The organism is Pseudomonas sp. KBW05, assembly GCF_003852405.1.
Taxonomy (GTDB): Bacteria; Pseudomonadota; Gammaproteobacteria; order Pseudomonadales; family Pseudomonadaceae; genus Aquipseudomonas.
The window spans coordinates 1-20,684 of record NZ_QAJM01000043.1; the positions used below are offsets into that span (position 1 = coordinate 1).

General features: G+C 63.7%; 17 protein-coding genes. 16 read left to right on the top strand and 1 reads right to left on the bottom strand.

Annotated elements, in window-relative coordinates; translation table 11 throughout:
* The coding region (locus DBR46_RS27545) for an S-type pyocin domain-containing protein (protein ID WP_177414131.1) at positions 1 to 540 on the top strand (540 nt) is incomplete at its 5' end.
* On the top strand, positions 540 to 1,013 hold the full coding sequence (locus DBR46_RS27550; protein ID WP_177414132.1) for a DUF6392 family protein: 474 nt from the start codon (positions 540 to 542) through the stop codon (positions 1,011 to 1,013). The genes DBR46_RS27545 and DBR46_RS27550, both read left to right, overlap by 1 nt.
* Before the next feature lie 109 nt (positions 1,014 to 1,122).
* Here the strand turns inward: DBR46_RS27550 and DBR46_RS27555 are convergent, their stop codons facing one another.
* Positions 1,123 to 1,752: a LysE family translocator gene (locus DBR46_RS27555; RefSeq protein ID WP_124529196.1), complete on the bottom strand. Its 630-nt coding sequence runs from the start codon at positions 1,750 to 1,752 to the stop codon at positions 1,123 to 1,125.
* Between the two features lie 159 nt (positions 1,753 to 1,911).
* Here DBR46_RS27555 and DBR46_RS27560 point away from each other — a divergent pair, with 159 nt between their 5' ends.
* The 14 genes from DBR46_RS27560 to DBR46_RS27625 all read left to right on the top strand — a co-directional run bounded on the left by DBR46_RS27560 (position 1,912) and on the right by DBR46_RS27625 (position 20,677).
* Entirely contained in the window at positions 1,912 to 2,427 is a 516-nt protein-coding gene (locus DBR46_RS27560) for a sigma-70 family RNA polymerase sigma factor (RefSeq protein ID WP_124529198.1), read from the top strand.
* A complete protein-coding gene (locus DBR46_RS27565) occupies positions 2,414 to 3,364 on the top strand; it encodes a FecR domain-containing protein (RefSeq protein WP_124529200.1) in 951 nt (316 codons plus the stop codon). The genes DBR46_RS27560 and DBR46_RS27565 overlap by 14 nt, the downstream gene beginning before the upstream one ends.
* A 107-nt stretch (positions 3,365 to 3,471) precedes the next feature.
* Positions 3,472 to 5,958, top strand: a complete 2,487-nt coding sequence (locus DBR46_RS27570) for a TonB-dependent receptor (RefSeq protein ID WP_124529202.1) — start codon at positions 3,472 to 3,474, stop codon at positions 5,956 to 5,958.
* A 428-nt stretch (positions 5,959 to 6,386) separates the two neighbouring features.
* Positions 6,387 to 7,826 carry an undecaprenyl-phosphate glucose phosphotransferase gene (locus tag DBR46_RS27575; RefSeq protein WP_124529204.1) on the top strand — a complete coding sequence of 480 codons (1,440 nt, stop codon included), beginning with the start codon at positions 6,387 to 6,389 and terminating at the stop codon, positions 7,824 to 7,826.
* Positions 7,826 to 9,286 (top strand): mannose-1-phosphate guanylyltransferase/mannose-6-phosphate isomerase, encoded by a 1,461-nt coding sequence (locus DBR46_RS27580; protein ID WP_124529206.1) that lies wholly within the window; start codon positions 7,826 to 7,828, stop codon positions 9,284 to 9,286. Before DBR46_RS27575 ends, DBR46_RS27580 begins: the two co-directional genes overlap by 1 nt.
* A gap of 1 nt (position 9,287) precedes the next feature.
* Entirely contained in the window at positions 9,288 to 10,199 is a 912-nt protein-coding gene (locus DBR46_RS27585) for a glycosyltransferase family 2 protein (protein ID WP_124529208.1), read from the top strand.
* Between the two features lie 29 nt (positions 10,200 to 10,228).
* Complete coding sequence (locus DBR46_RS27590) at positions 10,229 to 11,005, top strand: polysaccharide biosynthesis/export family protein (protein WP_124529210.1); 777 nt, start codon at positions 10,229 to 10,231, stop codon at positions 11,003 to 11,005.
* 14 nt (positions 11,006 to 11,019) lie between these two features.
* Positions 11,020 to 13,011: an exopolysaccharide transport family protein gene (locus DBR46_RS27595; RefSeq protein ID WP_124529212.1), complete on the top strand. Its 1,992-nt coding sequence runs from the start codon at positions 11,020 to 11,022 to the stop codon at positions 13,009 to 13,011.
* Complete coding sequence (locus DBR46_RS27600; RefSeq protein ID WP_124529214.1) at positions 13,011 to 14,201, top strand: glycosyltransferase; 1,191 nt, start codon at positions 13,011 to 13,013, stop codon at positions 14,199 to 14,201. Before DBR46_RS27595 ends, DBR46_RS27600 begins: the two co-directional genes overlap by 1 nt.
* Positions 14,191 to 15,519, top strand: coding sequence for a cellulase family glycosylhydrolase (locus DBR46_RS27605; RefSeq protein ID WP_124529216.1), 1,329 nt, complete (start codon positions 14,191 to 14,193; stop codon positions 15,517 to 15,519). Before DBR46_RS27600 ends, DBR46_RS27605 begins: the two co-directional genes overlap by 11 nt.
* A 7-nt stretch (positions 15,520 to 15,526) precedes the next feature.
* Entirely contained in the window at positions 15,527 to 16,744 is a 1,218-nt protein-coding gene (locus DBR46_RS27610; protein ID WP_124529218.1) for a glycosyltransferase family 4 protein, read from the top strand.
* On the top strand, positions 16,735 to 17,838 hold the full coding sequence (locus tag DBR46_RS27615) for a glycosyltransferase family 1 protein (RefSeq protein WP_124529220.1): 1,104 nt from the start codon (positions 16,735 to 16,737) through the stop codon (positions 17,836 to 17,838). The genes DBR46_RS27610 and DBR46_RS27615 overlap by 10 nt, the downstream gene beginning before the upstream one ends.
* 2 nt (positions 17,839 to 17,840) lie before the next feature.
* Complete coding sequence (locus tag DBR46_RS27620; protein ID WP_124529259.1) at positions 17,841 to 19,268, top strand: O-antigen ligase; 1,428 nt, start codon at positions 17,841 to 17,843, stop codon at positions 19,266 to 19,268.
* Positions 19,268 to 20,677: a lipid II flippase MurJ gene (locus DBR46_RS27625; RefSeq protein ID WP_124529222.1), complete on the top strand. Its 1,410-nt coding sequence runs from the start codon at positions 19,268 to 19,270 to the stop codon at positions 20,675 to 20,677. The genes DBR46_RS27620 and DBR46_RS27625 overlap by 1 nt, the downstream gene beginning before the upstream one ends.
* Positions 20,678 to 20,684 lie beyond the last annotated feature (7 nt).

Genomic DNA, 20,684 nt, shown 5'->3' on the forward strand with positions numbered 1-20,684 from the left:
CTCGTTCATCCGATTGCGGTAAGGCCTGATTCAGCCATCACTCATTATCCAGGCCGGGATGCCGAGGATGTGACCTGGCAGGATACGATCATTACGTTTCCTGTTGATTCGGGTGTGGCGCCGTTGTACTTGGTGTTCGCCAAGCCCGCTGTCAGGCCTTTAGAAGTAGACACTTATGGCGCGTTCAATGGGCGGCTTCGAGAAGGAATGCATTTGGATCACATGCCCTCTCAGGCAGCCCTGGAGCATTACTTGCTTGGGCACTATCCGCATCTGGGAGAAGCTGATCGCAAACAAGCCATGAAAAATGCCGCAAGCATCGCCATACCCGCTCGAGTTCACCAGAAATTCAGCGAGACCTATGGGTGGAGAAATAAGAAAGCCAAGCAACATGCGGATGCTGCAGATTTACGAGATGCGGTAGAACGAAATTTTGATGCAGTAAAGCCCTACATGCTCGAAGAGGGATTCAGCAACGCTGACCTTGAAGATGCGCGGGCCAGAATGCACAAAATCAATGAAAAACAGGGGTGGTATTGATGGACGCGCAAACGATTCGATTGTGGGTCACGAGTTTGGGGGCGAATTATGCAGAATTGATAGCCGCCCGGAAGATCCCAAATCAACCACTCACAAAGCCATTTGAGGGCAGTAATTGGCCAGCGATGCACCCGGCTGATGGACTTGAGTTGGTTTTCAATGACGAAACCAAGTGCCTGGAACAGGTCCTGATCACTCTGGTTCCGACGGTCGGTCAGCCGACTTACTCGGGAGATTTGCCGGCTCCATTTTCACTAAAGATGAATCAGCAAAGTGCGCGTAGCTTTCTGGGAGAACCCATGGCATCGAAAGGTCCTGAAAAAATTCCAGGAGGGCTGGGTGTACGAGGTGGGTGGGACGCATATCGGCTGTCAGGCGACATTCATCCGAATGGCAAAGTCATAATTTGTTATCTTGAGGATCTCTCTGTAAACAACATCTGCTTCTCTCTGGTGATTTCAAATAAACGCTGAACACAATACAGCCTACCCATTAATCATCGAGCCAAATGCAGTTCAAATGTGGGAGGGCGCAAGCCCGCTCCCACATTTGATCTCCGTCGATCATGAGGTCGCAGGTGAGTCAATTGGGACGCGACATCACCGCCAACCGCACCGCCAACACCGTCAGCACCGTCGCCAGCCCCCATTTCTGTAGCCAGGCGCTGCTCGGGCGCTTGGCAAAGAAGCGGCTCAGTACACCACCAAACGCGCCCAGCAGTCCGTGAAATACCGCTGCGATCACAGTCAAAACGCCGCCAAGCACCAGCAATTGCACGGCGATCGATCCCGCCTCTGGCCGCACAAATTGCGGCAAAAACACCACAAAAAACAACAACGCCTTGGGGTTGAGCAAACTGTTGAGCATCGCTTGCACACTCACGCGCCCAAGGGGTATGCGCTGGGCGTGAGCGGTGTCCAGGCGCGGACTTTTCTGCAAGGTCTTGAACACCAGCCACAGCAGGTAGACCACCCCCGCATAACGGATCAGGTCAAACGACGGCGGCCAACTCGCCACCAGCGCCGTCACTCCGCTGGCGGTCAACACGGTCAGCAGCAGGTCAGCCACGCCAATGCCCAGGGCGCAGGCGATGCCGCCGCGCCAGCCGTGGCTCACGCCGTGGCTGATGACAAAGGCCATATTTGGTCCCGGCGATAACAGCAACAACAGCACCGCACCGCAAAAAACCGCCAGGGTCGCCAGGTCGATCATGCTCAAGCCTCCACCGAGAAAAACCTGGAGCGTAATCCGCACGCCTTGGGCAAACAAAAAATTGTGCTGGATACATTGCGCGCCGGTGATTGCTCATTGCCATATTCAACGTCTAGAATGCGAAACATTATCAATTATGACTGCTGTGCCAGGATGCCCATGTCGAGCGATCACCCACTGGACCCTGCCGCCATCGGCCAACTGTACCTGGCCCATCACTCCTGGCTGCACGGCTGGTTGAACCGGCGCACCGGCTGCCGCGAGCATGCCGCCGACCTGGCGCAGGAGACGTTTGTGCGCTTACTCAACGCGCGCAAGCAGCAGACCTTGCAACAACCGCGCGCGTACCTGAGCAGCATCGCCCGCAGCCTGATGATCGACGGCTACCGTCGCCGCGAACTGGAACGGGCCTACCTCGAAAGCCTTGCGCATTTCCCACAGGCTGAAGTGCCGTCGGAAGAAACCCGGCGGCTGATCCTCGACAGCCTGGAGCGCATCGACCGTCTGCTCGACCAACTCAAGCCCCGCGTGCGCGAAGCCTTCCTGCTCGCCCAATTGGACGGCCTGACCTGCGCGCAAATCGCCCAGCGCCTCGGCGTGTCCAAGGCCACCGTGGAGCGCGACCTGTCCAAGGCGCTGCACGCCTGTTATCGGTTGCGCTATGCAGAATGCTGACCCGCGCCTGGTTGACCAGGCCATCCAGTGGATGATCAAGCTGCGCTTCAATGTCGCCGACGACGCCAGCACCGCCGCGTTTGAACGCTGGCTGCACAGCAGCGCCGAACACCAGCAGGTGTGGCAGCGCGTGGCGACCATGAATGACGATTTCAACCAACTGCCGGCCCAGCTCGGGCGCCGCACCCTCAGCGGCGCGCGGCAACGCATCAGTCGCCGTGAAAGCCTGAAACTGCTGGGCCTGGTGGCCGGTGCGGCCGGGTTGACCTGGTTCGGCCGCGACTACACGCCGCTGCCCGCCCTGGTGGCCGACTACCGCACCGCCACCGGCGAACAGCGACGGGTGACGCTGGACGACGGCAGCCAGGTCCAGCTCAACAGCGCCACCGCAATCGATAGCACCTTCAATGCAGAACGCCGCAAGGTGCAGTTGCGCCAAGGCGAAATCGTGGTGCAGCCCAGCGGCGACAGTCGCCCGTTCTGGGTACTGACCCGCAACGCTGACTTGCGTGCCCAAGGCGCACGCTTGCTGGTCCGTGAAGAAGCCCAAGGCACGTTGATCGCGGTGCAGCAGGGCAGCGTGGCGGTGTTTGCCGACCGCCATGACGCCAGCGCCCGCCAGGTGATCCCGCCCGGCGCATCGGTGCTGATTGACCGCCACAGCATCCGCCCGCCCATCGCCAACGGCCTCGACCCCTGGGCCTGGAGCGACGGCGTGATCAGCGCCCACAACATGCGCCTGGATGATTTCCTCAGTGAATTGGCGCGCTACCGCAACGGGCTGGTGCGTTGCAGTGAAGCGGTGGCTGGGTTGCGGGTGTCGGGCACCTATCAGTTGAGCGATACCGACCAGGTGCTGACGCTGGTCGCGCAATCGCTCAATGTCGATGTCACCTACCGCAGCCGTTATTGGGTGACCGTCACCCCTCGGGTTTAAACCGTCGAAAAATAAATGAGGTGAATTCGCATTGCCGCTCGACCTGTAAGGAAAGGCCGATTAACAGGCCAGTCTTTTTCCACTTCTTTCAGGAGCAGCCCACGGTCATGCAAGCGTTCCCCTCCCCCCGTTCCCCCCTCAAGCGCGCGGTCCAGGCCGCCCTGCTGGGCGCCTGCCTGAGCGGCGGCGCCCTGCCCCTGGCCGTGCTGGCCGAAACACCGGCCAGTGACAGCCAGGCCCGCGACTGGAACATCGCCGCCGGTTCCCTGGCCAGTGCCCTGGACCAGTTCGCCCGCCAGGCCGGCATCAGCCTGTCGTATGACGCCAACAGCGTCGCCGGCAAGACCAGCGCCGGCCTGAATGGCCGCTTCGACCCCGCGCAGGCCCTCGACCAGCTGTTGCGCGGCCAAGGCCTGCAAGCCCAGCGCCAGGGCAACAGCACCTGGTTGCTGCTGCCGCAGGTGGCGGACAGCGGCGCGTTGAACCTGGGCGCCACCACCATCACCGGCGACCGCCTGGGCGCCACCACCGAGGGTACCGGTTCCTACACCACTGGCGCGGTGACCATCGGCAAAGGCCAACACAGCCTGCGGGAAACGCCGCAATCGGTCAGCGTGATGACCCGCCAATTGATGGACGACCAGAACGTCACCACCATCGACGACGTGATGGAGCGCACACCCGGCATCACCAGCTACGAGTCGCCCATGGGTGGCAAGTATTTCTACTCCCGTGGCTTCAAGATGCTCGGCCAGTACCAGTACGACGGCGTACCGCTGGACATGGGCAAGGACTACGCCCAGGCCGACAGTTTCAGCGCCAACATGGCGATTTATGACCGCGTGGAAGTGCTCAAGGGTGCCGCTGGCATGCTCAAGGGTGCCGGCACCGCCAGCGGCGCGGTGAACTTCGTGCGCAAGCGGCCCCAGGCCAAGCCCACTACCAGCCTGTCGTTGTCCGCCGGCACGTGGGACAACTATCGCGCCGACCTCGACACTGGCGGCCCGCTGAATGACAGCGGCACCGTGCGTGGTCGTGTGGCGATCAGCCAACAGGATCGCGGCTCGTACATGGACATCGCCAAGCGCAAGGACCAGGCATTCTATGGCGCACTGGACGTCGACCTGAGCCCCGACACCACCCTGGGCATCGGCGCCAGCTACGAAGACGTCGACGCCACCCCGTGCTGGGGCGGCCTGCCGCGTTATGCCGACGGCAAGAGCGCCAACCTCAGCCGCTCCACCTGCCTGGGCCAGTCCTGGAACGACTGGCAAAGCCGCCGCGCCACCTACTTCGTCGACCTCACCCACGCGCTCAACGACGACTGGAAACTCAAGGTCGCGGCCGTGCACAGTCGCAACCTGCAAGACACCAAGTACGCCGCCAGCGAAGGCACCATCCAGTACGGCAACCCGGCGCCCACCGCCCTGTCCTACGCCGCGCTGATGGACTACGACCACCGCGACTACGGCCTCGACGCCTACCTCGACGGCAAGTTCGAAGCCTTCGGCCTGGAACACGAACTGATCCTCGGCGCCAACGGCAGCCGTGGCACCCAGGACGATGTGTACGCGATCCAGAACCTGCCGACGCGCCAGGGCATCTACACGCCCAACCACCATTTGCCGGAGCCGGCCGACAACACCTTCTGGCCGAACATGTACCGTGGCAGCACGATCAAGGAAACCGCCACCCAGTACGGCGCCTACGCCACCTTGCGCCTGCGCCTGGCCGAACCGTTGATGTTCATCGTGGGCAGCCGCGTGAGTTGGTACGACAACCGTCGCCAGTCCTACAGCCTGGGCTGGGGCGAGTGGTCACTGCAGGATGCGCACTCCAAGGAAACCGGCGAAGTCACGCCGTTCGCCGCGCTGATCTATGACCTCAACGAACACCTGTCGGTGTACGCCAGCTACGCGGACATCTTCCAGCCGCAAAGCGCCTACGCCACCGCCGATGGCGCCGCGCTCAAGCCGAAGATCGGCGACAACTATGAGCTGGGCATCAAGGGCGAATGGTTCGATGGCCGCCTCAACAGTTCCCTGGCACTGTTCCGCGCCATCGAGAAAAACGGCGCTGAAACCGACTTCCGCAGCTTCTGTGCAACCTCCGCCGATGGCTTTTGCTACACCGACACCGCCCGGGTGCGCGCCCAGGGCGTGGAGGCCGAAGTCAGCGGTGAGTTGCTTGAGCGCTTGCAGGTTTCTGGTGGCTACACCTACACCCAGACCAAGTCACTGAAGACCATCGACAGCGCCCTCGAAGGCGGCTCATCCAACACCTACGTGCCTAAACATATGTTGCGGGTGTGGGGCGACTACCAACTCGACGGCGCGCTGTCGAAGTGGAGCGTGGGCACCGGCGTCAACGCCCAGAGCAGCAACTACCGCATGCAGACCATCAAGTTGGAACAAGCCGGTTACGCGGTGTGGAATGCACGGGTGGCGTACCGCCTCGACGACACTTGGACCGTCGCCCTCAACGGCAACAATCTGTTCGACAAAAGCTACTACAACACCGTCGGTACAGCATCGTGGGGCAACTTTTATGGCGAACCGCGCAATTTCACGGTGAGTTTGAAAGGCAACTTCTGATCCCGCGAACGTCCCGGTGGCCGGGCACTTAACGTGCCTTGCCACCCCCTCTTTGTCCCCCTTTCCTACTTCCATTTGAAAAAGCTTTCCCCGTTCGGCAGGAAAATTCTCACATTTGTTCCTACACTCAAAATCACACCCCCAGACCGAGTGTTAAGACAAGGAATGTCAAAAAAATGCCGAACGACCTGCAAGCCAAACGCCCTAAACGGCACATCCGCACCATGGTCAATTTATTGACAAGGCAGGTTAAGGAAACACTCCCTTAAGTCACCACCCCGCAAATCCCGTCAAATGACGCGCCGCATTTGAATTGGATAGTTGCGTATTACCCAGAGTAGCCGTAGTTCGACTGGCCTCTAAGCAGCCTGCTGCCTTATTGATCAAACAGCCGAACAGAAAGTCTGGAGTGCAATGAGGGATGCTGTATGCGAAAGAAGTCGTCCGTTGACAGTTTGTTTTTAACACGTGCCGGTTTTGTTGAATTTTTTGTTGTTTTCGTCAAATTCATCCATGGCTTGAGTGCCATTCTGCCCCCGCTCGTCCTGGTGTATTTCATTGACCCGGTGGCCCCCGAACTGCGTCCTCATTTTCTTGGGCTGCTGCTGTTTTTCGCGGTGCTCACCATCATTCTGTTCCAGGCCCTGGGCATCTACTCCGAAGAATTGTTCAGCAACCGCCTGCGCCTGAAAACCAAGGTCAAGGCCTGGTCCGCGGCGTTTTGCATCCTGCTGTTCATGTACCAGATCCTGCAATCCTTCCCACAGCTGACCCCGCGCAACCTGGTCGCCTGGTACTTCGCCAGCCTGGCACTGTTCTGCCTGGAACGGCTGCTGATGCTGCGCCTGTATCGCAACCTGATGCGCAAGGGCAAATACCTGCAACGCACGGTGATCCTGGGCTTTACCGACACCGCCGTGCACGTCGCCGACCACCTGCAACGCAATGGCGATATCCGCTCGGGCCTGGTCGGGTTTATCGACGACCGCACCGAGCGCATCCCCAAGGAATTGAGCAACCTGCCGCTGCTGGGCAACTCCCGCGACCTGGAAAAGCTGATCCGCTCCGAGGAGGTCAACCAAGTGATGATCTGCCTGCCGTGGGCAGCCGAGCAGCGCATCCACGGGCTGGTCAACCGCCTGCGGCAGATGTCGGTGAACGTGATGCTGGTGCCCGACATGGCGGCCCTGCGCTATGGCCACAGCAAGATCACCGACGTCGGCGGCATCCTCATGTTCAACACCTCGCAGTTGCCGCTGCGGGGTTGGTCGCCGGTGATCAAGCGCCTGGAAGACCTGTTGCTGGCCAGCCTGGCGCTGGTGTGCCTGTCGCCGCTGATGGTGGCGACGGCGATTGCGATCAAGCTCGACTCCAAGGGCCCGGTGTTGTTCCGGCAGAACCGCTTCGGCTACAACGACAACGAAATCCGCGTGTTCAAGTTCCGCTCGATGTACACCGACCAGAGCGACTTCACCGCCGAACGCCAGACCACCCGCCAGGACCCGCGCATCACCCGTGTCGGGCGGATCATCCGCAAGACCAGCATCGACGAGCTGCCGCAGTTGTTCAACGTGCTGCTGGGCAACATGTCGATGGTCGGCCCGCGCCCCCACGCCACCGCGACCAAGGCCGCCGGCGTGCCGTTTGAAGTTGCAGTGAGTGAGTACAGCTCGCGCCACCGGGTCAAACCGGGCATCACCGGCTGGGCGCAGATCAACGGTTTCCGGGGCGAAACCGACACTCTCTACAAGATCCAGAAACGCGTGGAGTACGACCTGGAGTACATCTCCAAGTGGTCGGTGTGGTTTGACTTGTACATCGTCTTCATGACGGTCCCCGCCGTCCTGTCCACCAAGGAGGTCTATTGATGAACACCCTCAACGGATTGATCCCCTGCATCGTCTCCGGTGGCTCGGGCACGCGGCTGTGGCCGGTGTCGCGGCAGAACATGCCCAAGCCCTTCATGCGCATGCGTGACGGCCAGAGCCTGCTGCAAAAAACCTTCCAGCGCGCGGCCAAGCTGCCCGGCGTGGAAAGCGTGCTGACGGTGACCAACCGCGACCTGCTGTTTCGCACCCTGGATGACTACCGCAGCGTGAACAAGGCGCACTTGCCCCTCGACCTGCTGCTGGAGCCGTTCGGGCGCAACACGGCGGCGGCCATCGCGGTGGCGGCGTTGCATGTACAGGAACACTTCGGCGACGCCGCGCAACTGCTGGTGCTGCCCGCCGACCATTTGATCCTCAATGAAGTGGCGTTCGCCGAGGCCGTGACCCAGGCCCGCGACCTCGCCGAGGCCGGCTACCTGGTGACCTTCGGCATCCAGCCCGATCACCCCGAAACCGGCTTTGGCTATATCGAACAAGGCGAAGCGCTGGGCAGCGGTTATCGGGTCAAACGCTTCGTCGAAAAGCCCGACCTGGCCACCGCCCAGGGCTACCTCGACGGCGGCAAGCACCTGTGGAACGCGGGCATGTTCTGCTTCAAGGCCGGCACCCTGGTGGACGAACTCGCCCGCCACGCGCCGGACGTACTCACCGCCGCCAGGGCCGCCCTGGAACACAGCCAGAGCCTGCAAAACAAAACCTCGCGCCAACGGGAACTGGATGCGGATGGCTTCGCCAGCGCGCCGGATATTTCCATCGACGTGGCGCTGATGGAGAAGTCCCGCCAAGTCGCCGTGGTGCCCTGCGACATCGGCTGGAGCGACATCGGCTCGTGGGAAGCGCTGCGCCAGCTCACCCCCAGCGACGCCCATGGCAACCAGGTCAATGGCGAGGCGATCCTGCATGACGTGCACAACTGCTACATCGACTCGCCCAAGCGCGTCACCGGCGCGGTCGGCGTGCGCGACCTGATCATCGTCGACACCCCCGACGCGCTGCTGATCGCCGATGCCAACCGCAGCCAGGATGTGCGCTACATCGTCGCCGAACTCAAGCGCCAGAACCATCCGGCGTACAGCTTGCACCGCACCGTCACCCGGCCGTGGGGCACCTACACGGTGCTGGAGGAAAGCAGCCGCTTCAAGATCAAGCGCATCGTGGTCAAGCCCCAGGGCTCGCTGTCGTTGCAGATGCACCATCACCGCAGCGAGCACTGGGTGGTGGTCAGCGGCGCGGCGCAGATCACCAATGGCGAGCGCGAGTTCCTGATCAACGCCAACGAGTCCACCTACATCCCGGCCGGGCACAAACACCGGCTGACCAACCCCGGCATCATCGACCTGGTGATGATCGAGGTGCAGAGCGGCGAGTACCTGGGCGAGGACGACATCGTGCGCTTCGACGACATCTACGGGCGCGCCCCGGCCGACGTGAAAAAATGACATGCGCACTTCATTGATCATCCCGACCCGTAACGCTTCCAGCCACCTGGCGCGCCTGCTGCCGGCGCTGGCCATGCAAAGCCTGCAACCGGACGAAACGCTGGTGGTCGACAGCGCCTCCAGCGACGACACCGTGGCGCGCTTTCGGGATTTCGGCGCACGTGTGGAGGTGATCGATGCCCGCGACTTCAACCACGGCGGCACCCGGCGCTGGGCCAGCGAGCAAGTGGGCGGCGACGCCTTGATCGTGATGACCCAGGACGCCATCCCCGCCAGCCCCGAGACCTTTGCCAACCTGATCGCCGAGTTGCAGCAAGATCCGCTCAACGGCGTCGCCTACGGCCGCCAATTGCCGCACCCCGGCGCCGGGGTGCTGGGCGCGCAATCACGGCACTTCAACTACCCGGCGCAGAGCCGCAGCAAAAGCCTGGCCGATGCACCGGTGCTGGGGATCAAGACCTGTTTCAGTTCCGACTCGTTTTCCGTGTACCGGCGCAGCGCCCTGCACGCGGTGGGCGGCTTTCCCGCCGATGTAATCGGCAGCGAAGACGCCTACGTCGCCGCGCGCCTGCTGCTCGACGGCTACAAGGTGCGGTATGCCGCCAGCGCGCAGGTGTACCACTCCCACGATTACACGCTCATGGATGAGTTTCACCGCTACTTCGACATTGGCGTGTTCTACGGCCGCGAGCCGTGGATCCGTGAAGCGTTCGGCGATGCCGGCGGTGAAGGTAAACGCTATGTACTGGCTGAGCTGGCGGCACTGCGCGCAGCCGGTGCGTTGCACCGCGTCCCCGAAGTCCTGGTGCGCAGCGCGTTCAAGTTGTTCGGCTATCGGCTGGGCCATCAGGAACGCCGCCTCCCCCTCGCCCTCAAGCGGCGCATCAGCATGTTTCCCGGTTATTGGAGGTGAGCAGCATGACCCACAGGAAGTCCCCCTTGATGAAACGAACCGTGCTCGTCCTGGCCATGCTGGCCCTGGCCGCCTGCAATACACCCGCGCGCATCGTCGCGCCCGATGGCAAGGCCGTCGAGGACGGCAAGCGCGCCCTCGAACAGTTGGCGCAATTGCCCCCGGCCGTGGAGCGCATCCGCGTCGGCGACCAGTTGCGCATCGTCCGCGATGCCGGCGAGATGCCCACGCTGTCGGCGTTCAACGTCAGCACCATCTATGAGCTGACGCTGTACACGGTGCAGACCGACGGCAAGATCAACTACCCGTTCCTCGGGCCGGTGCAGGTTGCCGGGCGCCAGCCTTCGGAACTCGCCGCCGAGCTGACCAACAAGCTCGCGCCGACCTACCGCGAGCCACGGGTGACGGTGAACATCAACCAGGCGCCGGGCAACTCGGTGATCGTCGGCGGCGCGGTGAACAACCCGACGGCGGTGCAGATCGCCACGGCCAATACCCTGGAACAGGCGATTCTCGGCGCGGGCGGGGTGAGCCCGGCGGGCAATGCCAGCATGGTCGCCCTGCTGCGCGAAGACGCCCAGGGCGCCTACCGCGCGTACTTCCTCGACTTCAGCCAGTTGCTCAAGACCGGCCCCAACGGGCGCAAACCGGTGCACCTGCAACGCGGTGACGTGGTGTTCGTGCCCAAATCCAACGTGGGCGAGCGCATCCAGGGGGTGGATACCTACATGAACCAACTGATCCCGTTCACCAAGTCCATTGGGGTTGGCTACAACTACACCCGAACCAGCGGCGGCAATAACTAAAGGAGCGACATCCCATGATCGAGATCCGTTCTTTTCGTGATCTTCTGCGCCTGTTCTTCATCTTTCGCCGTGAGTTCAAACTGGCGGCGATTGCCGCGCTGGTGATCATCCTGCTCGGCGCGTTCCTGCTGCCGGCCAAGTACGAATCCACCGCGCGCCTGCTGGTCAAGCCGGGGCGCGATTCGACCTTGCCGATCGAGATCAGCAACCGCCAGGCGCTGGTCATGCCCAGCACCCAGCGCGACCCGATTGTCGATGAAGAACGCCTGCTCACCGGGCGCCCCATCGTGCGCGCGGTGGCCGAGCACTACTTGGAAGTGATCGAAAACGCGCCGCCGCCCGAAGGGTTCTGGAAGCGTACCAAGCACTACGTCAAGGAAGGCATCGGCGCGATTTTCGGCGGCGTGCGCGTAGTGCTGGAAACCGTGGGCATCGTCGAAAAAACCACCCCGGTGGAGCGCCTCGCCGCCAGCCTGGAAAAGAGCTTTGAAGTGAGCCACGCCGCCGGTTCCACGGTGATGGACATCAGCTTCACCTGGGGCGACCCGGAAATTGCCCAGGCGGTGGTCAAGGATTGGGTCGAGACCTATATCAACGAACGCACCCAGGCCCTGGGGCGCAAGAGCCTCTATGTGTTTTACGAAGGCCAGGTGGCCACCAGCGCCACCGAGATCCAGAGCTACAAGCAGCAGATCCTCAAGCACCTCAACGAGATCGGCGCGGCGAGCATCACCGACCGCCTCGAAGACTTGTCCGAGCGCATCAACGTGCTGCGCGGCGAGACCTTCAACACCACACGCTTGATCGCCTCTTCGGACAGCGCCATCGCCAGCACGCGCACCCAGCTCAAGGGCCAGCCCAAGGAAGTCACCACAGTGCGCCAGATCGCACTGAATCCGCAGCAACAGGACTTGCGTCGCCTGCTTAACCAGAAGCTGCTGGAAAAGGCCGACATGATGCGCACCTACACCGACAACGCGCCGCCGGTGAAAGCCCTCGATGCGTCGATCCGTGCGATGCGCGCCGAGGTCGCCAGCGAAAGCAACACCGTACAGGCCTCGGAAAACCGTGCGCCAAACACCCTGGAAATCCACTTGCAGCGCGTGCTGCTGGATGAGACCAGCAACAACCAGGCGCTGCGCACACAGCTGGTGCAACAGCAAAAACAACTGCTCAACCTCGAAGACCAGCGCAAGCAAGCCCTGGAGATCGAACCGGAACTGGCGCGCCTGGCCCGCGAGCTGAACACCACCGAGCGCAACTACGCGCTATACGTGGACAACCTGGAAAAATCGCGCATCGACCGCGAGCTGGACAACAGCCAGATCAGCAACATCGCGGTGATCGAAGAAGCCACCCTGAACCCTGGGCGCATCTTCCCGAAAACCCTGGTAATGCTGTTCCTGGCGATCCCGTTTGCCATCGTCGTCGGCTTGCTGGTGATCTACCTGTGCTACCTGCTGGACCAGCGCATTCACGACGGCGGCCTGGTGGAGCGCAAGTTCGGCCTGCGCCTGTGGACCACCCTGCCGGAGCTGGACATCAGCACCGTGCAAAGCACCAACGCGTTCCACGCCAGCATCTACCGCCTGTACAGCCAGCTCAAACCCGACCGCATCGCGCAGAACGGCCTGACCCTGGGCCTGACCTCGGCACGACACGGCGAAGGCGTGACCTTTGTCGTCGAACAGCTGCGCCACCTGCTGCTGGAAAACGGCGTGAACGTGCGGGTCGGCGGCCTCGTCCCGGCGGAGCCTGGCGAAGTGGTGCTGCTGGATGCCTCGGGCCTGCTGGACAACCGCGACGCGTTTGTCACCCTACGCCGCGCCGACCTGATTGCGCTGGTGGTGGAAGCGCATAAAAGCACGGTGCCGGTGGTGGAACATGCGCTGTCGATCCTCAATACCGCATTCGGCAAGGTCGACGGCATCATCATCAACCGGCGCAAATTCGAAGTGCCGGCCAAAGTGCTGCGCACCATCGCCAAATACCGGGGGGCGTTCTGATGCGCATCGCCCTGCTCGCTCCCTTGCCGCCGGAAAAAAACGGCATCGCCGACTACGCGAACCATTTCAAGACGGCATTGGAGCAGTTGGGCGTGACGGTGGCGACACCGTTGACCGGCGTGGATGGCAACAGCGCGGCGATCCAACAAGCCATCGCCCGATTCGACTGGCAGCGTGTGGACCTGGTCCACGCCGAGCTGGGCGGCGGGCGCCTCGGCGAGTTTTTGGCCTTGCGTGAATTGCGCCGGGCCCATCCCGGCCTGCCGCTGACCGCCACCGTGCATGACCCGGAGCGCATGGTCTGGCGCCGTGAGCACCTGCCCTTCCCGCTGAACCTGTTGGCGCGTTTGCCCAGCCCGTTGCCGCAAGCGGCGGTGGTGCTGGCAGACCCGTTGACCTTGCGCGAGGAACGCCACGTCGCCCAAGGCCTGACGCGGCTGATCACCCTCACCCGCCTCGGCGCCGACTGCCTGAGCCAACGCATGCAACTGCCGGCCGGCAAAGTCGCGGTGATCAACCACGCCAACCTGGCCATCGCCCCCGCGCCGTTGCCGGCGCTAGACACCCTGCACCTGCTGTACTTCGGTTTTATCTACCGCGGCAAAGGCATCGAAGACCTGCTGCAAGCCTTGGCCGATGTGTTCAAGCAAGCCCCTGAATTGCGTGACCGTGTGCGCCTGACCCTGGCCGGTGGCACCGCCGCCGAAATGGCATTTGGCGCGGGCGGCAATTACCTGGAACAGTTGAACAGCCAGATCTCCGCACTCGGCCTGAGCGGTTCCATCGACTGGCGGCTGAACCTGCCCGCCAGCGAGATTGCCCAGACGATCCAGGCGCACCATGTGATGGTGCTGCCCTATCGCGAATCGAAAAAGCTCGGCCTGCTGGGGCGCCAGCGCGGCACCAGTGGCGCGTTGTCCTGGGCCGCCGCGTGCGGGCGCGGGGCGATCACTTCGGATGCGCGGGCGTTTGCCGAAGAAGTCGCCAGCGGCAACGGCGCGATCTATCCCCAGGGCGATGTGGCGGCGCTCGCAGCACAACTGTTGCGCCTGGCGCGCACGCCGTCGCTGGCCCGGGATTGGGCCGAACGCGCTGGGGAAATTGGCCGCGAACGCCTGTGGCCGTTGACCGCGCAAAAATTCAAGCAGCTCTTTGAACAGGCGATTGCCGGAGCCCCTTATGGCGCGTAAACGCACGTACCTGGCGACCCTGGCCGTGGTCGCCGCCCTGGGCCTCACGGCCTTTATGTGGGGGCGCCAGGCCGACGCCGAGAACCATGTGCTCAAGGGCAACAAGGTGGTGGTGTGGAAGGATTTCCTCGGGGTGAACGCGCAGTTCCTGTGGTTCGCCCCTGCGCGCTATCAACTGCAGATCGACCGCCTCAAGGCCCTGGGCCTGCAATGGGTGCGCCTGGATTTGCACTGGGACCAGTTGGAGCCGGTGGAGAACCAATACCAGATCGCGACCCTTGATCAGTTGGTCGGCAAGCTGCAGGACAACCAGCTCAAATCGGTGTTCTACCTGGTGGGTTCGGCGCCGTTCGCCACCACCGCGCCGGTTGGTGCGCCGTATCAGGACCAGTACCCGCCCAAAGACCCGAATGTGTTCGCCACGCGCATGGCGCTACTGTCCCAGCGTTACCCTAGCGTGGATGCCTGGCAGGTGTGGAACGAGCCCAACCTGCTCGGCTTCTGGCGCCCGGCGGCCGATCCTGCGGGCTTTGCCGCGCTGTTGACCGCCACGGCTGGAGCCTTGCGCGGGGTCAATCCGAGCAAGCCGGTGGTTGCCGCCGGCATGGCATTCTTCAGCGAAATGCCCAACGGCCAGACCATGTTCGACGCCCTCGGCGCCCTTGGCGTGGCCAGCCTCAACACAGTGATTTCCTACCACCCATACACCCAACTGCCCGAAGGCAACGACCCGGCCAACCTGGACTTTATCGCCAAGACCAGCGCTCTCAACACTGCCCTGCGCAACGGCGGCGTGCAGACCCTGTGGAGCACCGAATGGGGCTGGTCCACGTACCCCGGGCCCAAGGACGCGCAAGACCTCATCACCCTGCAAGGCCAGGCCGATTATGTGCTGCGGCGCCTGGCGCTGATGAGCGCGATGGATTTCGACAAGATCTTCCTGTTCACCCTCAGCGATCTCGACCAGCGCGCCAGCGTGCGGGACCAGTTCTACGGTTTGCTCGATATCGACGCCAACCCCAAGCCGGTGTACACCGCGCTGAAAAACTTTCTCGACTTCAGCGGGCCCAGCCTGAGCCCCGGCGACCCACCGCTTGCCGACTCACTGCCCGACGGCCTGTTCAGCATCGGCTGGACCCGCGCCGACGGCCACAAGCTGTGGTTCTTCTGGTCGGCCGCGGGCGGCAACGCGCACTTGCCAGGCCTGGCCAACGCCACGCTGTACGACCCGCTGCTCGGTACGCAAACCCCGCTGACCGGCACCAGCGGCCTGACCGTGACGGTCAAGCCGACCCTGCAAATTCTGTTATGGGATTGACGCGGCCATGCGCATTTTATGGATCCTGCCCTACTCACCCTGGCCCGCCACCAGCGGCGGCAAGACGCGCCAGTTTCACCTGCTGCGCAGCCTCGCGGCGCGCGGGCATCAGATCACCTTGCTGCTGCATGACAAGCACCCGGTAACGCCGGCCGACCGCCAGGTGCTGGAGGCGTTTCTCGAACAATTGATCGTGCTGCCGCGCCGCCCGCTGCGCAGCGTCAAAACGTTGCTGGCCGGGCTGTTCGCGCCCTACCCGCTGCTGGCCAGCGTGAATGGCCTGTCGGGGGAGTTGCAGGACACGTTCGAGTGGCTGTTGGGTGAACAATGGGACGTGGTGCAGATCGAACACAGCTACACCTTCCAGCCTTATGAAGACGCCCTGGCGCGTAACGCCCAGCCGTTTGTGCTGACCGAACACAACGTCGAGTCGGCCCTCGGCGCCGCCACCTATGACCGTTTGCCGCGCTGGGCGCTGCCGTTCATTCGCTACGATCAATGGCGCTATGCACGCTGGGAACGCCGCGTCATGCGCCAAGCCACCCAGGTGGTGGCGGTGACCGAAAGCGACGCAGAGGTGCTGGAAAAGATCGCCGGTAAACGGGTGCCGGTGGTGGTCAACGGCGTGGATTGCGATCACTTCGCCAAGGCCCGTCCCGACCCGGCGAGCCGCCGCGTGCTGTTCCTCGGCAACTACGAATACGCACCGAATGTGGACGCCATCGAGTGGGCCCTGGATGAGATCCTGCCCAAGGTCTGGGCGCGCTGCCCCGATGCGCGCATGAGCGTGTGTGGCTTCGGCATGCCTGCCAGTTGGCGCACGCGCTGGCCTGATCCGCGCATCGAATGGCAGGGCTTTGTGCCCGATCTGCTGGCACTGCAATCGAGCAGTTCGGTGTTCCTCGCCCCGTTGCGCCATGGCGGCGGCTCCAAGCTCAAGGTCCTCGAAGCCCTCGCCGCCGGCCTGCCGCTGGCCAGCACCGCGCAAGGCGTGTCGGGCCTGGACCTGGTGGAGGGCCTGGACTACCTCGGCGGCCAGACCGCCACCGCCCTGGCCGATGCCGTGGTGCGCCTGCTGCAATTTCCCGAAGCCGCCGCGCCCATGGGCGAAGCCGGGCGTGCCTATGTGCGCCGCGCCCATGACTGGAGCGTCGCCGCCAGCCAGTTGGAGCAGGTGTACGCCAGCCTCGCGCCGGTCAAACACAAGGAGCCCGCATGCGTGTAGGCCTGGATTACCGCACCGTCGGCACCTCGCCGCAATCGGGGATCAGCCGCCAGGTGTACGCCCTGGAAAACGCCCTGCGCACGCTGCCGGACCTTGAATTGGAGCGTTTCACCGTGGCGCCCCTGGGCGATGAAACCCGTTTGCAGGCGCATTGCCCGCATTGGGGATGCGCAAAAACCGCGATGCACCAACCGCAGAATCGCCTGCGCTTCGAGGCCGGTTTTCTGCCGCGTGCGCTGCGCGAGCAACACATTGACCTGTACATCAGCACCTTCAACATGGGCCTGCCGCTGCCGCCCAAACCCAAGGGTTTGCGCAGCGTGGTGCTGTTGCATGACCTGTTCCAGATCACCTTGGACAACTACCACGCCAACCGCCTGAAGGCGCTGATCTACAAAACCAGTGATCGCCTATCGATCGCCTATGCGGTGCGCAGCGCCGACCGTGTGTGGACGCCATCGCAATACAGCGCCGATGAAACCGCGCGGCTGTTTCCCGGCGCCAAGGACAAGATCCGCGTGCTGCCCAATCAGGTCGAGGGCTTTGCCGGATTGCCCGCCGACCTCAGTGCGCGCCAACTGCCCGAGGGCTACTGGCTGCTGGTGGGCACCCGGGAATTGCGCAAGAACGTGCCGTTCCTGGTGGACGCCTGGCAGCAGGCGCGACGCCAGTCCAGCGAGGTGCCGGAGCTGGTGCTGGTGGGCAGTCTCGAGCATCTGCCCGAGGCCCAGCGCACGCTGCCGGGGATTCGCGCCTTGAGCGGCGTGTCGGATGCCGAACTGCACGCGCTGTACCGCCAGGCCTCGCGCCTGTGGCAACCGTCTTACGCCGAAGGTTTCGGCTTGCCGGTGATCGAAGCCCTGAGCGTCGGTACGCCGGTGGCGGTGGCCAGCGGCACCTCGCTGGATGAAATCACCCCGCCGACGGCGCCGCGCTTTTCGCCCACCGATGGCCCGGCGCTGGTGCAGTTGATGCTGGACCTGGCGCAACGCCCCGTCGAAGATTCGCCGGAGCAACGCCGCCTGTGGGCTGAGCGTTACAACCCTGGCGCCTATCGCCGCCGCCTGGCCGACCTGATCGAGGAACTCAAGTGAGAATAAACCTGACAAGCCTCGTCCCCATCCTCTTCGGCGTGCTGTTCGGCGCGCTGGCGTTGTTGCTGTCACCGGCCAAGGCGCTTGTCGCCGTGATTGGCTTGGCGGGCGCGCTGACCATCCTGCGCTTTCCGCTGTGGGGCCTGCTGCTGTTTGCCCTGGTGGCGACGTTCATGCCGTACTCCACGGTGAACCTGGGCATCCGCACCACCGTCAGCGAAGCGATCCTCGCCCTGACCTGGGGCGCGGTGGTGTGGCAGCGATTTTTGTCGCGCTTGCCCGAATCACCGCGCTTCACGCAACGCCCCACCGACCAGATGCTGCTGTGGCTGATGCTGTTCAGCGTGTTCCCGTTTATCGTCGGCCAGGTCATCACCCACGCCGACAGCAGCGGCCTGGCCAACTGGCTGCGCTGGTTGCTGAACCTGTCGGGGGTGTTCCTCGCGGCCAAGTTGCTGGTGGAACGCAAGCACCGTGAAGCCCTGGTGATCGCCCTGCTGCTGGGCACGCTGGCGATGCTGGTGCTGTCGATTGCGGTGTTTGTGCGCACCCGCTCGGGAGCCGGGATTGCGCCGATCCTGGGGCTGTTCAACTACGCCAACTTCGACACACTCAAGTTCGGCCTGGAAGCCATGTCCTCGCGCATGGGCTCACCGTGGACCCATCCGAATGCCATCGGCGGGATCATGGCGCTGCTGCTGCCGTTGGCGTTCTGCTACGGCATGACCGAGCAAGGCTGGAAGCGCGGCCTCGGTCTCAGCGTGGCATGCCTGGGCGCGGCGGCGCTGCTGTTGGCCAGTAGCCGTGGCGCGATGGTCAGCCTGGCGCTGGTGCTGCTGTGGATGGCCACGCGCCGCGTGCCGTACACCGGGCGCTTGCTGATGATTGGCGCGGCGCTGACCGTGGCGCTGGTGATGGCGTATCCGCCGTTGCAGGACCGCCTGGCGACGATTTTCTCGTCGAGCAACGCCAGTACCGAAGTGCGCTTCGACGAATACCGCATGTTCCCGCAGGCGGTGGCGGCGTATCCGCTGGGCATTGGCTTCAAGGTCGATCCACCGGTGCCGGGCACGCACTTTCTGGGGATATCCAACCTGTGGCTGAACTACATCTACAAGATCGGCATTGTCGGCATGCTGCTGTTTGTCGCGGTGACCGTCCGTTGGTGGCGTGAAGCGCGCCCGGACAAAGGCCCGATCCGCCTGACCAAGGACAACGCCCTATGGCTGGGCACCACGGCGGGCATTCTGGCGGCGTTGGTCAGTGGTTTGTTTGACCACTATTTCAGCTTTGCCGTGGTGATGGTGGCGCTGTTCTGGCTGATGGTGGGGATCAACGTGCTGGAGGCTCGACGCTTGTTTCCGGCACGCCTGCCGCAGGTCAAACAGGTTGCCGCGCCTGAGCCGCTGCTTGATGGCGTACACCCCTGATGCTCGGCTCTGCCGCCTGGCTCACCGTGGCGACCTTGCTCGGCTTGTGCCTGGGCTTTGCGCGCGAATGGTTGCTGGTGGCGGCCTGGGGCGCGGGCGAGCGCAGTGATGCGTTCCTGATCGCGCTGTTTTTGCCCGAAGCCTTGCGCATGTCACTGGCCGGTGGCCTGCTCAGCGCCGCCGCGCTGCCGCTGTACCTGCAACGCCAGGAGGGCGAGCGCCTGAGTTGGCTGGCGGTGTTGTTTCCGGCGCTGCTGCTGATCGCGCTGGTGACCAGCCTGTTGCTGACGCTGTTGGCGCCGTGGCTGGTGCAACTGCTCGGCCCTGGTTTGGCGGCGAGTGCCACGGCGCTGGCGGGCAGCAATCTGCAGATCGTCGCGTGGTGCGTGCCGGGGTTGATGCTGCATGCGCTGTTCAGTATTCCGTTGCAGGCCAGCGAGCGGTTTGTGCTGGCGGGGCTGGGCTCGTTGCTGTTCAACCTGCCACCGGTGACCTACCTCGCCCTCGCCGGCACTGCCACCCAACCGCACACACTGGCCCTGGCCTGCCTCGCCGGCAGCCTGCTGATGCCGCTGGCGCTGCTGCCGTCGGTCTGGCGCCAGGGTTGGCGGCCGTGGCGTTGGCAACTGTCGCTGGCACCGCTGCGCGAGCTGGGCCAGCGCATCGGCCCGCTGCTGTTGAGCAACGGCGCCAGCCAGGGCCTGGCGCTGATCGAGCGGCTGGTGGCCTCGCTGCTGGGGGAAGGCGCGGTGACGTGGGTCAACCTCGCGCGCAAGCTGATGAACCTGCCGCTGATTGCGCTGATGAGCCTCAACCAGGTGCTGCTGGGCATGATGAGCCGTCGCCAGGGCGACGAGCGCCTGGCCCTGCTCAAGCGCGGCCTGCAAACCGCCAGCGTGTTGACCCTGCCCGCCGGTGTCGGCCTGGTGGCGGCGGCACCAAGCCTGGTAGCGCTGCTGTTGCCCAAGCAATCGGCGGATTCGCCACTGCCGCTGCTGCTGGCGTGGTTCGCCGTGCCGCTGGTGTTCGGCGCCTGGAACGCGTTGCTGGCGCGCTACGCCTACGCCGCGGGCGACACACGCCAGCCGTTGCGCTGCGAATTGCTCGGCAGCCTGGTCAACGTGCTGTTGCTCGGCGCGCTGCCGTTTATCTTTGGCCTGGCGGGCATTCCGCTGGCTGCATTGGCCGGCGTGCTGTGCACCGCGCTGCTGTTGATGCAGCGCCAGTCCTTGCTCGCCGCCCTGCCCTGGGCGCGGCAATGGCTGCTGAGCACGCTGTTGCTGGGCCTGGCGGCGTTGCTGCTGTTTCGGATTGACGGCGTGTGGCTGCAACTGGGGCTGAGCACCCTGGCCGGCGCCGTGGTGTTGCTGGGCATGGGGCTGTGGCTCAAGCCATGGCGCAAGGCATAAAGGAGGA

Coding starts and splice junctions, on each gene's coding strand:
- DBR46_RS27570 (WP_124529202.1), top strand. CDS start 3,472: ATGCAAGCGTTCCCCTCCCCCCGTTCCCCCCTCAAGCGCGCGGTCCAG.
- DBR46_RS27595 (WP_124529212.1), top strand. CDS start 11,020: ATGATCGAGATCCGTTCTTTTCGTGATCTTCTGCGCCTGTTCTTCATC.
- DBR46_RS27625 (WP_124529222.1), top strand. CDS start 19,268: ATGCTCGGCTCTGCCGCCTGGCTCACCGTGGCGACCTTGCTCGGCTTG.
- DBR46_RS27575 (WP_124529204.1), top strand. CDS start 6,387: ATGCGAAAGAAGTCGTCCGTTGACAGTTTGTTTTTAACACGTGCCGGT.
- DBR46_RS27590 (WP_124529210.1), top strand. CDS start 10,229: ATGAAACGAACCGTGCTCGTCCTGGCCATGCTGGCCCTGGCCGCCTGC.
- DBR46_RS27605 (WP_124529216.1), top strand. CDS start 14,191: ATGGCGCGTAAACGCACGTACCTGGCGACCCTGGCCGTGGTCGCCGCC.
- DBR46_RS27555 (WP_124529196.1), bottom strand. CDS start 1,752: ATGATCGACCTGGCGACCCTGGCGGTTTTTTGCGGTGCGGTGCTGTTG.
- DBR46_RS27565 (WP_124529200.1), top strand. CDS start 2,414: ATGCAGAATGCTGACCCGCGCCTGGTTGACCAGGCCATCCAGTGGATG.
- DBR46_RS27615 (WP_124529220.1), top strand. CDS start 16,735: ATGCGTGTAGGCCTGGATTACCGCACCGTCGGCACCTCGCCGCAATCG.
- DBR46_RS27560 (WP_124529198.1), top strand. CDS start 1,912: ATGTCGAGCGATCACCCACTGGACCCTGCCGCCATCGGCCAACTGTAC.
- DBR46_RS27610 (WP_124529218.1), top strand. CDS start 15,527: ATGCGCATTTTATGGATCCTGCCCTACTCACCCTGGCCCGCCACCAGC.
- DBR46_RS27550 (WP_177414132.1), top strand. CDS start 540: ATGGACGCGCAAACGATTCGATTGTGGGTCACGAGTTTGGGGGCGAAT.
- DBR46_RS27580 (WP_124529206.1), top strand. CDS start 7,826: ATGAACACCCTCAACGGATTGATCCCCTGCATCGTCTCCGGTGGCTCG.
- DBR46_RS27585 (WP_124529208.1), top strand. CDS start 9,288: ATGCGCACTTCATTGATCATCCCGACCCGTAACGCTTCCAGCCACCTG.
- DBR46_RS27600 (WP_124529214.1), top strand. CDS start 13,011: ATGCGCATCGCCCTGCTCGCTCCCTTGCCGCCGGAAAAAAACGGCATC.